The sequence below is a fragment of the Alloalcanivorax xenomutans genome, from assembly GCF_900217905.1.
Taxonomy (GTDB): domain Bacteria; phylum Pseudomonadota; class Gammaproteobacteria; order Pseudomonadales; family Alcanivoracaceae; genus Alloalcanivorax; species Alloalcanivorax xenomutans.
The window spans coordinates 103,983-117,383 of record NZ_OBMO01000001.1 but is presented as its reverse complement, the minus strand read 5'-3'; the positions used below and the strand labels follow the sequence as shown (position 1 = coordinate 117,383).

General features: G+C 62.1%; 14 protein-coding genes. 13 read left to right on the top strand and 1 reads right to left on the bottom strand.

The features are described from left to right. Positions 1-66: 66 nt before the first annotated feature. The 7 genes from CRO06_RS00550 to CRO06_RS00520 all read left to right on the top strand — a co-directional run bounded on the left by CRO06_RS00550 (position 67) and on the right by CRO06_RS00520 (position 8,119). Complete coding sequence (locus CRO06_RS00550; RefSeq protein WP_097057477.1) at positions 67-1,635, top strand: methyl-accepting chemotaxis protein; 1,569 nt, start codon at positions 67-69, stop codon at positions 1,633-1,635. A 108-nt stretch (positions 1,636-1,743) separates the two neighbouring features. Next, positions 1,744-3,798, top strand: coding sequence for a TonB-dependent receptor family protein (locus CRO06_RS00545; protein ID WP_097057476.1), 2,055 nt, complete (start codon positions 1,744-1,746; stop codon positions 3,796-3,798). 136 nt (positions 3,799-3,934) lie between these two features. Beyond that, positions 3,935-5,191 (top strand): serine hydroxymethyltransferase, encoded by a 1,257-nt coding sequence (glyA, locus tag CRO06_RS00540; protein ID WP_026949451.1) that lies wholly within the window; start codon positions 3,935-3,937, stop codon positions 5,189-5,191. Positions 5,192-5,243: 52 nt separating this feature from the next. Further along, the gene (locus tag CRO06_RS00535; protein ID WP_022993820.1) at positions 5,244-5,600 is read left to right on the top strand and encodes a four helix bundle protein; all 357 of its coding nucleotides are present in this window, start codon (positions 5,244-5,246) and stop codon (positions 5,598-5,600) included. Between the two features lie 53 nt (positions 5,601-5,653). Beyond that, positions 5,654-6,139 carry a transcriptional regulator NrdR gene (gene nrdR / locus CRO06_RS00530; protein ID WP_022993819.1) on the top strand — a complete coding sequence of 162 codons (486 nt, stop codon included), beginning with the start codon at positions 5,654-5,656 and terminating at the stop codon, positions 6,137-6,139. After that, complete coding sequence (ribD, locus tag CRO06_RS00525; protein WP_097057475.1) at positions 6,136-7,254, top strand: bifunctional diaminohydroxyphosphoribosylaminopyrimidine deaminase/5-amino-6-(5-phosphoribosylamino)uracil reductase RibD; 1,119 nt, start codon at positions 6,136-6,138, stop codon at positions 7,252-7,254. Before nrdR ends, ribD begins: the two co-directional genes overlap by 4 nt. Before the next feature lie 205 nt (positions 7,255-7,459). Beyond that, positions 7,460-8,119 (top strand): glutathione S-transferase family protein, encoded by a 660-nt coding sequence (locus tag CRO06_RS00520; protein WP_022993817.1) that lies wholly within the window; start codon positions 7,460-7,462, stop codon positions 8,117-8,119. Here CRO06_RS00520 and CRO06_RS00515 read toward each other — a convergent pair. Beyond that, complete coding sequence (locus CRO06_RS00515; RefSeq protein ID WP_179746412.1) at positions 8,116-8,751, bottom strand: TetR/AcrR family transcriptional regulator; 636 nt, start codon at positions 8,749-8,751, stop codon at positions 8,116-8,118. The genes CRO06_RS00520 and CRO06_RS00515 overlap by 4 nt on opposite strands. A 118-nt stretch (positions 8,752-8,869) precedes the next feature. Here CRO06_RS00515 and CRO06_RS00510 point away from each other — a divergent pair, with 118 nt between their 5' ends. The 6 genes from CRO06_RS00510 to paaE all read left to right on the top strand — a co-directional run bounded on the left by CRO06_RS00510 (position 8,870) and on the right by paaE (position 13,297). Further along, the gene (locus CRO06_RS00510; RefSeq protein ID WP_022993815.1) at positions 8,870-9,250 is read left to right on the top strand and encodes a cupin domain-containing protein; all 381 of its coding nucleotides are present in this window, start codon (positions 8,870-8,872) and stop codon (positions 9,248-9,250) included. A gap of 343 nt (positions 9,251-9,593) precedes the next feature. Then, the gene (gene paaA, locus CRO06_RS00505) at positions 9,594-10,589 is read left to right on the top strand and encodes a 1,2-phenylacetyl-CoA epoxidase subunit PaaA (protein ID WP_026949454.1); all 996 of its coding nucleotides are present in this window, start codon (positions 9,594-9,596) and stop codon (positions 10,587-10,589) included. A 25-nt stretch (positions 10,590-10,614) separates the two neighbouring features. Then, positions 10,615-10,896 carry a 1,2-phenylacetyl-CoA epoxidase subunit PaaB gene (gene paaB / locus CRO06_RS00500; RefSeq protein ID WP_014993187.1) on the top strand — a complete coding sequence of 94 codons (282 nt, stop codon included), beginning with the start codon at positions 10,615-10,617 and terminating at the stop codon, positions 10,894-10,896. Positions 10,897-10,907: 11 nt separating this feature from the next. Then, positions 10,908-11,678 carry a 1,2-phenylacetyl-CoA epoxidase subunit PaaC gene (gene paaC, locus CRO06_RS00495; RefSeq protein WP_097057473.1) on the top strand — a complete coding sequence of 257 codons (771 nt, stop codon included), beginning with the start codon at positions 10,908-10,910 and terminating at the stop codon, positions 11,676-11,678. After that, a complete protein-coding gene (gene paaD / locus CRO06_RS00490) occupies positions 11,665-12,204 on the top strand; it encodes a 1,2-phenylacetyl-CoA epoxidase subunit PaaD (RefSeq protein WP_026949456.1) in 540 nt (179 codons plus the stop codon). Before paaC ends, paaD begins: the two co-directional genes overlap by 14 nt. A 16-nt stretch (positions 12,205-12,220) precedes the next feature. Next, entirely contained in the window at positions 12,221-13,297 is a 1,077-nt protein-coding gene (gene paaE / locus CRO06_RS00485) for a 1,2-phenylacetyl-CoA epoxidase subunit PaaE (RefSeq protein ID WP_097057472.1), read from the top strand. The last annotated feature ends 104 nt before the right edge of the window (positions 13,298-13,401 follow it).

Below are 13,401 nucleotides of genomic sequence, written 5' to 3'. Positions count from 1 at the left end.
TAACACGGCCACGAAACCCGATTCCACTTTTCGAAGCGGGTGTGTTGGACCTTTTAGGAGCAGGCCGTGCTGGCAAAACTCAACCGGATCAATGTGAAGTATGGGGTCGCCTTTATCGGGGTGGCATTGGCGTTGTGGATCGTGGTGGGAGTGAACGTGTTGCTAGTGAACTCGGTGAAGCAGCGGATGCTGGAGTTCGGCGACCGGTTCACGCCGGCCATCACCGAGGTGGTCAACGCCGACCGCGACCTGTATCAGGCCCGGCTGGCGGAAATGGCTTTTCTGCGTGGCATTCCCGGTACGCCGGAAGCGCAGGCCAATCAGGCTTTCTATGAGGAGAACGCGGTCCAGGCCCAGGAGCGCATCGCGCGCATGGCGGAGCTGATGGACGGCTACATGGATACCGGCGACAAGGCCGACGAGTACCGGCGGCTCTATGAAACCTGGCGGCGTGAATCGGCCAAGGTGTTCCAGCTTTATAATGACGAGTTGGTGGGGGAGGCCATGGAGCAGTTGGATGGGCCGTCCCAGGCCAGCTTCGACGCCCTGCGCGCCTTCTATGATCAGGCCGGCGACAATGTCGCCGCGCGCATCCAGGCGTTGCAGGAAGAAACCTTGGAGAAGGTGCGTCTCCAGCAGTTGGCGATCAGCGTCTTCGCCGTGATCATCGGCGTGCTGGCGATCGCCATTGCCCTGATCGGTCCGCACCTGATGTCCCGGGCGATCCGCCAGATCACCCGGCGTATCCGTGAGATCAGCGAAGGGGACGGCGATCTGACCGCCCGCATCCACAGCCGCCGCAGTGATGAGATCGGTGAACTGGCGGATCAGTTCAACGCCTTCATCGGGCGCATCGACGGTACCCTGTCGAAAGTCCGCGACAGCGCCTTGAGCGTGAAGACCGCCGCCGAGGAAATCGCCCGTGGCAGCCAGGAACTTTCCGCCCGGACCGAGCAAACGGCGGCCAACCTGCAGGAAACCTCCGCGTCCATGGAGCAGATCACTCACACCGTTCACAACACCTCGGACGCCACCGGCAAGGCAACGCAATTGGTCGGCGGTACCGTCGAGGTGGCCCGCCGTGGCCAGAACGCGATGCGTGAAGTCGAGCAGACCATGGCACGCATCAATGATTCCTCCACCCGCATCGCCGATATCGTCACCCTGATCGACGGCATCGCCTTCCAGACCAACATTCTGGCGCTGAATGCCTCGGTGGAAGCGGCCCGTGCCGGTGAGCACGGCAAGGGCTTCGCCGTGGTGGCCCAGGAGGTGCGGACTCTGGCCAGCCGATCCGGCGAGGCCTCCAAGGAAATCCGCGACCTGATCGACACCTCGGTGAACTGGACCCGCTCCGGTGCCGCCCAGGTGGAAGGGGCGGGCCGCACCATGGAAGAGATTCTCGCCGCCATCGAAAAGGTCAACGGTGTCATCGCCGAGATCAGTACCGGCGCTCAGGAGCAGAGCCTGGGCATCGGCCAGGTCAACACGGCGGTGGCGGAGCTGGACACCATGACCCAGCACAACGCCTCCATGGTCGAGGAAACCAACGCCGCCGCTGGAGAGATGCGCGACCAGGCGGAGTCCCTGAGCGCGGTGATCGGTGCTTTCCGGCTCAGTGAGGGGCGCGTGTGACGCCCCACTTGAGGCGGAGCGTCACGGAACGATACAAATGCAAGGTTGATACTGATAATCGTTCTCTAATAAGGTCGCCGCCCTGAACGATGTGCTGGGGTAGCGACGATGAAGAAGGGGCTTACTGCTGTTGGTTTGGCGGCGGCCGTTCTGGCGAGTAGCCAGGTGACGGTGGCCGAGGAACCTCATGAGCTGGAGGCGGTGCGCGTTGGTGGTGACTGGCTGGGCGCCAATGACCGGCGATCACTGATGCGGTATCCGGGTGGTCGTACCCGCGTGTCCGAACAGCAACTGCAGGACAACGGGGCTTTGAATCTGGAGGACGCCCTGCGCGAGGTGCCCGGTGTCCAGGTGCTGGATGAAACCGGCACCGGCATCCTGCCGAACATCGGCGTGCGCGGGCTCAACCCGTTGCGCAGCCAGCGTCTGCAAGTGTTAATGGACGGTTATCCTATAGCCATTGGCCCCTACACCAACATCGGCCTGTCGTTGTTTCCGGTGACCCTGGAAATGCTCGAGCAGGCTGATCTGGTGCGCGGTGGCGCGGCGGTGCATTACGGCCCGAACAACGTGGGCGGTGTCCTTAATCTGCATAGCCGTGAGATTCCCTTGGAGACGCGGCAGTTCCTCCGCCAGAAAATCACCATATCGGAGCAAACCGGTAACTTGTTGAGCGACAGCTACTATCGGGTGGGCGGCTACCTGTCCGACCGGCTGGCGATGCAATTGCAGCTCAATGCGCTGCGCGGCGACGGCTTCCGCGATCACAGCGATACAAAGGTGGATAACCTGGTCTGGGACGGCCAGTTCTTCGCCACCGATGCGGTCACCCTGAAAAGCCAACTGCAGTACTATCAGGTGGAAGCGGATCTACCCGGTGCGCTGACAGCCGATGCATACCGGCACGACCGTACCGATAGCCAGCGCCCCTATGACCGCTTTGACGCCGACATGGTGCGCGGTACCTTCACCTATCTCTATCAGCCCGACAGCCGGCTGCAGGTGGAATGGCGCAATTTCGCCCATCGCGCCAACCGTACCTTCTGGTTCGGCCAAGACCTATCCGGCGCTGGCCATTGGGCCGATCCGGGGGCCGACAGCACTCATGTGGCGGATTCTCCGCGCAGCTTCACCGTGGCCGGTACCGAGCCACGACTGACCTATCATTTCGACGACCACAGCCTCACGGTGGGCGCCCGTTACGTCAGCGAGAAAGTGGACTTCGACGTCAATCGCGAGGAATTGAGCTCCGCCAACCACAGCGCGGTACGGGACTGGCGTTTCCACACGGACGCGGTGGCCGCCTATGTCAGCGATACGTTCTACCTGATGGACCGCCGTTTGCTGGTGACCCCCGGCGTGCGTTTCGAGAAGGTCAACACCCGCTTCGCCGACAACCTCAATGATGGCAGCAGCGACAACCAGGCGGAAAAATGGCTGCCCGGCCTGACTCTGAGTTACCAACTGAACCGTCATTGGCAATGGTTCGCCAATACCCAACGCAGCCTGGTGCCGGTGCAGGTGGCCCAGGTGATCCGCGAGGGCGACGTGGGCAACGAGGTGGGCTGGAACTACGAGACTGGCGTGCGCTTCAATACACCGGCGTTGTACAGCGCGGTCACGCTGTTCCGCATCGACTATGACGACCAGATCCAGTTCAACAATCAGCAGGTTCAGTTCGAGAACCTGGGGGCCACCCGCCACCAGGGAGTGGAACTGGAAAGCCGTTGGCAGCTGGCGCGGGATTGGGACGTGCGCGGCAGTTACACCTGGCTGGACAGCGAGCAGCGCAATGGCGACTTCGCCGGTAATGACGTGCCCAACGCGCCGCGCCATCAACTCAGTGCCGGCCTGCATTACCAGCATGAGCTCTGGAACGCGGCGCTAACGGCCACCCATACCAGCAGCAGCTACAGCGACGCCGCCAACACCCATAAGGAAACCGCCAACGGTGCCGCCGGCAAGCTGCCGGCCTACACGCTGGTCAACACCCGGGTGGCCCGCCAGCTGCCGCTGGGGCAGGGCCGCGCCGCGGAGATCGGCCTGGCGGTGAACAATCTGACCGATGAGGCCTACTACTTCCGTGGTGTGGATGTCAGCCCGGTGGGGCGTCTGCCCGGCCCGGGACGGGCTTATATGGTGGATATGCGTCTGTCGTTCTAGCGGCCGATAGAAGGGGCGAGCACTCATGGCCGCCCTTCAAGTCCCCATGAGCGCCATTCAAGTGCCAAAGGGCGGGGTTTTGGTTAGAATACGCGCCCCTGAATCCCCAACCAGACCGTACCGTAGAGGGTAGCCCATGTTCCCCAAATCCATGTCCATCGCCGAGTTCGACCCGGAAATCCAGGCCGCCATCGACGCCGAGCGTCTGCGCCAGGAGCAGCACATCGAGTTGATCGCCTCCGAGAACTACGCCTCTCCGCGGGTGATGGAAGCCCAAGGCTCCGTACTCACCAACAAGTACGCCGAAGGCTATCCGGGCAAGCGCTACTACGGTGGCTGCGAGCACGTGGACGTGGTGGAGCAACTGGCCATCGATCGCGCCTGCCAGCTGTTCGGCGCGGACTGGGCTAACGTGCAGCCGCACTCCGGCTCCCAGGCCAACGCCGCCGTCTACATGGCGGTGCTCAACCCCGGTGACACCGTGCTGGGCATGAGCCTGGACGCCGGCGGTCACCTGACCCACGGTGCCAAGCCGAACTTCTCCGGCAAGATGTACAACGCTATCCAGTACGGTCTGGACAACGACACCGGCCTGATCGACTACGACCAAGTTGAAGAGCTGGCCCGCGAGCACAAGCCGAAAATGATCGTCGCCGGCTTCTCCGCTTATTCCCAGGTGGTGGACTGGCAGCGTTTCCGTGCCATCGCCGATGAGGTGGGCGCGGTGCTGATGGTGGACATGGCCCACGTGGCCGGTCTGGTCGCCGCCGGCGTCTATCCGAGTCCGGTGGGCATCGCCGACATCACCACCACCACCACCCACAAGACCCTGGGCGGTCCTCGTGGCGGCCTGATCATGGGTAAAGCCAACGAAGACCTGCAGAAGAAGATCAACTCCGCCGTCTTCCCCGGCGGCCAGGGTGGTCCTCTGGAGCACGTGATCGCGGCCAAGGCGATCTGCTTCAAGGAAGCCATGGATGAATCCTTCAAGAGCTACCAGCGGAACGTGGTCAAGAACGCCCAGGCCATGGCCAAGGTGTTCATCGACCGTGGCTTCGATGTGGTTTCCAATGGCACCGAAAACCACCTGTTCCTGCTCAGCCTGATCAAGCAGGACATTACCGGTAAGGATGCCGACGCCGCCCTCGGCCGCGCCCACATCACCGTCAACAAGAACGCCGTTCCCAACGACCCGCGTTCCCCGTTCGTCACCTCTGGCCTGCGCATCGGCTCCCCCTCCATCACCCGCCGCGGCTTCAACGAGCAGGACGCCACCGAGCTGGCCGGCTGGATCTGCGACATCCTGGAGAACATGGGCGACGAGAGCGTCATTGATGAAGTGCGCGGGAAGGTCGCCGAGATCTGCGCGCGGTTGCCGGTCTATGAGCGGTAACAAAGTGAATAGTTAACAGGGAACAGTTAACAGCGAAAAACGGGGGTCATGGATGACGGACCGGCATGTGGCGCGGGGGAAATCCCGCGCTTTTGCGTTGAGGGTGGTGAAAAGCTGCCAATACCTGAGGACTCGGAAAAGCGAGTACGTACTCAGTAAACAGTTGCTGCGTAGCGGCACGGCTATTGGCGCCCTGGTTCGGGAGGCCGAGTACGCGGAGAGCCGGGCTGACTTCATACACAAGATGCATATGGCTCTGAAAGAGGCCAATGAAACGGACTACTGGATAGATCTGTTGTCGGAAGCAGGCTACTTTGGCCCGGACGCGGGTCTGTCCATGCGCGCTGACTGTCAGGAACTGTTACGGATCTTGATCGCCATTATCAAAACCGCCAAAAGTCAGCGATAATGAGCTTGTTTCCTCTATTCACTGTTCACTTTTAACTGTCAACTGGTCTTCCCATGTACTGTCCTTTCTGCGGCGCGCAAGATACCAAGGTGATCGATTCGCGGCTGGTGGCCGATGGCGGCCAGGTGCGGCGTCGCCGTGAGTGTCTGAGCTGCAATGAGCGGTTCACCACCTTTGAAACCGCCGAGCTGGTGATGCCGCGGGTGATCAAGTCCGACGGTACCCGTCAGCCGTTCGATGAGAACAAGCTTCGTGCCGGTATGCAGCGGGCACTGGAGAAGCGTCCGGTGAGCGTGGAGGATCTGGAAGCCGCCATCAGTCGCATTTGTCATCAACTGAGGGCCACCGGTGAGCGGGAATTGCCGGCGCGGGAGCTGGGGGAATTCGTCATGGAGGCGTTGCAACAGTTGGACGACGTGGCCTATGTGCGCTTCGCCTCGGTCTACCGCAGCTTCCAGGATATTTCCGAATTCGCCGCCGAAGTGGATCGATTGCGAAGCCGGGCTGGTGATAAAAAGGACGGCAAGGACGGTGCATGAGCGATCCGGCCTTTGATCAGCACTGCATGATCCGGGCCCTGCAACTGGCCCGGCAAGGACTTTATACCACCGACCCCAACCCGCGCGTGGGCTGTGTACTGGCCAAGGGCGGGCGGATCATCGCCGAAGGCTTCCATGCCCGCGCCGGCGAACCTCACGCGGAACGTCATGCCCTCGCCGCCGCTGGCGCCGGAGCGCGCGGCGCCACCGCCTATGTCACTCTGGAACCTTGCTCCCACACCGGCCGTACCGGTCCCTGCGCCGATGCTCTGATCGAGGCTGGCGTGGTCCGGGTGGTGGCGGCCATGGAGGACCCGAATCCTCAAGTGGCCGGTAATGGTTTTAGCACGTTGCGCGCCGCCGGCATTCAGGTGGACGTGGGTCTGCAAGAGAGTGAAGCCCGGGCGCTTAACCCCGGCTTCATCCGCCGTATGCGCGGCGAACGGCCCTGGGTGAGGATCAAGGTGGCCGCCAGTGTGGACGGACGCACCGCCATGGCCAGCGGCGAATCCCAGTGGATCACCGGCCAGGAGGCCCGCGAGGACGTGCAGAGGCTGCGTGCGCGCAGCTCGGCGGTGATCACCGGCATCGGCACGGTGCTGGCGGACCGGCCCTCCTACACCGTACGCGCGGATCAGTGGCGACTGGGCGAATACGGCTCCGATCAGGTACGCCAACCCTTGCGGGTGATCCTCGACCGGCGCCTGCGCACGCCGGTGGATGTCCCCGTGGTCACCGCCGCCGGGCCCTGCCTGGTCGTCGGCGGCGAAGCCCATCCCGAACGGCAACGTGCCCTGGAAGCGGCCGGCGCCGAAGTCATGCACCTGCCCAGCTCCGGCTCCGGCGTGGATCTGAAAGCGTTGCTGGCGGACCTGAGTCGGCAGGAATGCAACGAAATCCTAGTGGAATGCGGCGCCACCCTGGCCGGGGCCTTCGTCCGCGAAGCGCTGTTCGACGAATTGATTGTCTACATGGCACCGGCGCTGCTCGGCACCGACGCCCGTGGCCTGCTCACCTTGCCGCTGGTACGCATGGCGGAAAAAGTATCCCTGCGCTGGGCCGATGTGCGGCAACTGGGCAACGACCTGCGGCTGACGCTGGTGCCAGGATATTGAGGTGATAGCGATTCATGGCATTCGCTTCCCAGCTCCCCGCAAGGGGGGATGAAACCGTACCCCGGTCTGCAGTGGCTCCGGGACGCCCCTGAGGGCGAGTGATCCTGAGTTCTCAGGGTGGACCGCTTCGCAAGCCGTGGCGGTTGTCGAATCCCGGCTTTTCCGTTCGACCACAAGGTAGCTGTGGTCCGAACGGGAGCCGAACATGCCGCTGATCCTTTATGCCCATCCTTTCTCGTCCTACTGTCAAAAGGCGCTAATCGCCTTCTACGAAAACGATGTCCCCTTTGAGTTGCGCATGTTGTCGCCGGAGCATGAAGCTAATCAGGCGGCGTTCGCTGAGCTATGGCCCATCAAGCGGTTTCCGCTGCTGGTGGAGGGGGATCGTCCGGTGCCGGAGGCGACGGTGATCATCGAATATCTGCAAGTCCATTATCCCGGCCCGGTTTCACTGATTCCGGCGTCGCCGGATGTGGCCCTGGAGGTTCGTTTCCTGGACCGGTTCTTCGACAACTATGTGAGCGCACCGCAGATGCGGATTGTGTTCGATGCCCTGCGCGCGCCGGGTGACCGGGATCCTTACGGCGTTACCCTGGCCCGGCAGCAACTGGATATCGCCTATCAATGGCTGGAAGACAACCTGGGAAAAGGCCCCTGGGCCATGGGGGATGCCTTCACCCTGGCGGATTGCGCCGCCGCGCCGTCATTGTTCTATGCGGACTGGACTCACCCGATGGACGGCCGCTTTCCCCGCGTGGCCGCCTACCGGCGGCGCCTGCTGGCGCGGCCGGCGTTTGCCCGCGCCGTGGAAGAGGCCAGGCCTTATCGGCCTTTGTTCCCCTTGGGCGCGCCGGATCGGGACTAACCAATGGATGGACCGGTCAAATAATTCAGCAGCAGATCGTACAGCTCGTCCTGAAGCCGTTGTTGTTCTGGCGCTGATGGGTAATCACTCACTGCCCGGTGGGCCACCGCCTCCAGACTGGTTTCCACCACCACGGCGGCCAGCGCCGGTTCGCGCCCGGCAGCCAGCTGACTGGCGTGACGGCATAAAAAGGCCTCGATCAGGCCGGTGAGGCGGCGGCTGGTGTCACGCGCCCGGCGCAGGCGGTCCACGTTGGGGAGCTGCTCCATCAACACCCGGTGCAGCGCCGGGTCCAGGCGTTGCATGTCCAGGCCGGCGTGAATCAATGCCCGCAGGCCATCCTTCAGACTGGCCGCTTCATCGCCCTCCAAAGCCCTGTCCATCACCTTCAGAAGGCCTTGGGCATGGCGATCCACCAGCGCCGCCACCAGCGATTCCAGATTGGGAAAGTACTGATACAGCGACCCGATGCTGACGCCCGCCCGTTCGGCGATGCGGGCGGTGGTGCTGCCCTTGTAATCGTGGGCCACCAAAACCTGAGCCGTGGCTTCCAGCAAGGCCTCCACGGTGGCGCGGGAACGGGCCTGACGCGGCTGTTTACGGGGTTCCGTGGGTATCGGTGAGGGCGGCATGGCGGGGCTCGGAATGCGAATGGGAAATATGAGGAAACACTCGCATAATTTTTGAAGCGCAACAACATCGCCATGCTTCGAACCACTGTCATCCATTACTGCAAACAAGGAGCCCGCTATGTCCTCCGTCGCCGTCAATCTGCGACAAGCCTTGGACACCATTCCCGACGATCAGCCTTTTTCCCTGCTCGGCCACCATCGCTGCGACGAGGAGTCCATGGTCGGGGTGATCACCATTCACAATACCCGTCCCGATGGCAGTTGGGAGCGCCACCCACGTGGCGATGAGCTGCTGGTGATCCTGGACGGCCGTATGACCATGCGGGTGCGGCAGCCGGATGGCGCCTTGCTGGCCCATGAGCTCGCTCCAGGGCATGCGCTGTTGATCCCCCGTGGCCTGCCGCACACGGCCACTCTGCATACCCCTTCCATCAAGGTGCTGTTCGTCACTCCCCGGTATGGCACCGAGGAGTGGGTGGAGCCGGTGCCCGCCGGTTAAGTCCTTCCTGATTCATATGGCCGCGCCGGTCCGCATGCCCGACCGGCGTTTTGTCATGCGCGGAAAGCTCCCCAAAGAGTCCGCGATTTGACTCCTCGTGCTCGGTACTACCGTATCGGATTGATGGTAGACAGGGCTCTGAATATGTCTTTCCCAGGTATGGGGTGTTGGCTTTAATGTTCCTTAACTTATTGATTAATAAAGGTATAAATAAAATATAGTGAAATAATGAAAAGGGATATCAAAACATGACACATAAACTTGTTATTGACATAAATTTATGTGTCATATAATACTGCCCCTATGGGTGGCACCACCGCCACGACGGAGCAGGGAGAACCTCATGTACGCACAGCAGGTGGATACCGGCGCCAAGCGCCTGAAAAACCTGGAGGAGATGAGTCCGGAAGAGAGGCACTTCCAGGAGAAGGTGGATGCGGAAGTGCGCATCGAGCCGAAGAACTGGATGCCCGAAGGCTACCGCAAGACGCTGATCCGGCAGATCTCGCAGCACGCCCATTCCGAGATCGTCGGCATGCTGCCGGAAGGCAACTGGCTGACCCGGGCGCCGACCTTGAAGCGTAAGTTGCAGCTGATGGCGAAGATCCAGGACGAAGCCGGTCACGGCCTGTATCTGTACAGCGCCATGGAGACCCTCGGCGCCGACCGCGACGAGGAAATCGAAAAGCTGCATCGCGGCGAGGTGAAATTCTCCTCCATCTTCACCTACCCGACATTGACCTGGGCCGACATGGGCGCCATCGGCTGGTTGGTGGACGGTGCTGCCATCGTCAACCAGGTGCCGCTGCAGCGTTGCTCCTACGGACCCTATGCCCGCGCCATGATCCGCGTGTGCAAGGAAGAGAGTTTCCACCAGCGCCAGGGTTACGAAATCCTGCTGACCATGATGCGCGAGGGCACCGACGAGCAGAAAGCCATGGTGCAGGACGCCATCAACCGTTTCTGGTGGCCATCGCTGATGATGTTCGGTCCCTCCGACGCCAATTCGCCGAACTCCGCCCAATCCATGGCCTGGAAAATCAAACGCCACGGCAACGACGAACTGCGCCAGCGTTTCCTTGACCAGACCGTACCGCAACTTGAATTCCTCGGCTGCACCGCGCCGGACCCGGATCTGAAATGGAACGAGGAAACCGGTCATTACGACTTCGGTGAGATCGACTGGCAGGAGTTCTTCGACGTGCTCAAGGGCCACAGCCCTTGCGGTATCGAGCGCATCCAACAACGTAAAAGCGCCATCGACGAAGGCCGGTGGGTGCGTGACGCCGCCGTGGCTTATGCCCGGAAGCAAGAACAGAAAGCGAAAAGCGCCGCCTGAACTGAATCAACCCATCGAGACGAACATGGCTGACTGGACCCTCTACGAAGTTTTCGTGCGCAGCAAGCACGGCCTCAATCACAAACACGTGGGCAGCGTGCACGCCGCTGACGCCCAAATGGCTTTGGAAAATGCTCGTGAGCTGTACACCCGCCGAAGCGAAGGCGTGAGCCTCTGGGTGGTACCCGCCGAGCAGATCACCGCCAGCGCCGGCGACGAGAAAGAACCTTTCTTCGACCCGGCCGACGACAAGGTCTACCGCCACGCCAGCTTCTACAAGCTGCCCCCTGAAGTGGATCAGATGTGAGGAGCGCGACCATGACAAACGCTTTCTCCGACACCCGGAACGCGCTGGCCGAATACCTGTTACGCCTGGCCGACACCGATATGGTATTGGCGCAGCGGCTCTGCGAATGGTGCGGCAACGCCCCGGCGCTGGAAGAAGAAGTGGCGATGATGAATGTGGGTCTGGACCTGCTCGGCCAGGCGCGCAACTGGTATGACTACGCCGCCGAACTGCTCGACGACGGCCGCGATGCCGATCATCTGGCGTTCCGCCGCAATGAACGGGAATACCGCAATCTGTTGATCGCGGAGCAACCCCGTGGCGACTACGCCGTCACCACCGCCAAGCAGTTCCTGTTCGACGTTTGGCACCACTTGGTGCTCTCCCGGCTCACCGAATCCGGTGACGAACGCATCGCCGCGGTCGCCGCCAAGGCCCTCAAGGAAGCCACCTACCACCGCCGCCGTTCCACCGAATGGATGCTGCGGCTGGGGCAGGGCACCGAGGAAAGCTATCGCCGTCTCTCCGATGCGGTGCAAAACCTGTGGCGCTTCACCTATGAACTCACCGACACCGATGCCCTTGAAGACCGGCTCGCCGAAGCGGGCATCGGCGCCGGCAACGTGGGCGATGCCTGGCGCACCGAGGTGGCTCGGGTGTTCAGTGAAGCCGGCCTGGAGCAGCCTGAGCCGGCACGTCACTTCTACATGGACGGCAAAAACGGCAAGCACACCGAGCACCTTGGCTTTTTGCTGGCCGAGATGCAGTACCTGCAACGGGCGTACCCCGATGCAATCTGGTGAGTTGATCTTCCGTGAGCGGGCCGCGTTCACCGGAACGCCCCTTGGTGAGGCGGATCTCGAGCGCGCCTGGGACTGTCTGGCGCAGGTAATGGACCCGGAAGTGCCGGTGGTCAGCGTCGTCGATCTCGGCATGATCCGCGCGGTGGCGTGGCGAGAAGGCCACTTGCACGTGCAAGTCTCGCCCACCTACTCCGGCTGCCCGGCCACCGAGGTGATCGAGCGCGATGTCAGAGACGCGCTGGAGCACTTTGGTTTTCACAGCCCGCGAATCGAGCGAGTGCTGGCCCCGGCCTGGACCACGGACTGGATTACCGACCAGGGCCGTGCGGCGCTCAAGGCCTATGGCATCGCGCCTCCGCCGAGAGGGCAGGGCCGGGATACGCTGCGGGACCCGGGGCCGGCGGCCTGCCCGCATTGCGGCGGCATCGACACCGAGCAACTCAGCGAATTCGGCTCCACCGCGTGCAAGGCGCTTTATCGTTGCCGCGATTGCCTGGAACCGTTCGACTACTTCAAGTGCCTTTAAAAGAAGAGCGCCTGACATGAACCAATTTCATTCATTAAAAATTCGCGAGGTGCGGCCGGAAACCCGCGAGGCGGTGTCCATCGCTTTCGATATTCCGCCGGAACTGAGCGACGCTTTCCGTTTCACCCAGGGCCAGCACCTGATCGTTCGTACCCATATGGACGGTGAGGAAGTGCGTCGTTCTTACTCGATCTGCACCGGTGTCAACGACAGAGACCTGCGTGTGGCGGTGAAGAAAGTGCCCGGTGGCCGTTTCTCCGCCTTCGCCAATGGCCAACTTAAAGAAGGCGACACTCTGGAGGTCATGCCGCCCAGTGGCCACTTCTACATCGATCTGGACCCGGCGCGGGAAGCCGGATACCTGGCGGTGGCCGCCGGCAGCGGCATCACGCCGATTCTGTCGATCATAAAAACCACCCTGGAAACCGAACCGAAAAGCCGCTTCACGCTGCTTTATGGCAATCGCTCCAGTAACTCCACCCTGTTCCGGGAAGCGCTCAGCGACCTGAAGAACGCCTACCTTGGTCGCCTGAACATCATCTATCTGTTCAGCCGCGAGCAACAGGATGTGGATCTCTACAATGGCCGCCTCGACGCCGACAAATGCGATGCCATCTTCTCCCGCTGGCTCGACACCCCGAACCTGCACGCCGCCTTCCTCTGCGGCCCGCAATCCATGACCGAAACCGTGCGCGACCGTCTTGTCGCCAATGGTCTGGAAAAAAGCCGGGTGCATTTTGAGCTGTTCGGCGTGGAAGGGCGGACGCAACGTCCGCACCGGCGTCCGGAGGAGGTTTCCGCGCACGAGGCCAGGACGGAAGTCACCATCATCGCCGACGGCCGCGAAGTGCGCGTTGAACTGCCCCGTGACTCCAAGAACATCCTTGATGCCGCCAACGAGCAGGGTGCGGACTTGCCGTTCTCCTGCAAGGCCGGCGTCTGCTCCACCTGCCGTTGCAAGGTGGTGCAAGGCGAAGTGGAAATGGACAACAACTTTGCTCTGGAGGACTACGAAGTCGCCGCCGGCTACGTGCTCTCCTGCCAGAGCTACCCGATCACCGACAAGGTCGTCCTCGACTTCGATCAGCCATAGGGAGCCTCCGGGCGACGCCGGCATCGCCCGGAGGCTCCGGATCGCTACAGACCATTCACCATGGTTCGCTGAATAGCCGCCATGTATACGCAGACAAAACAGGA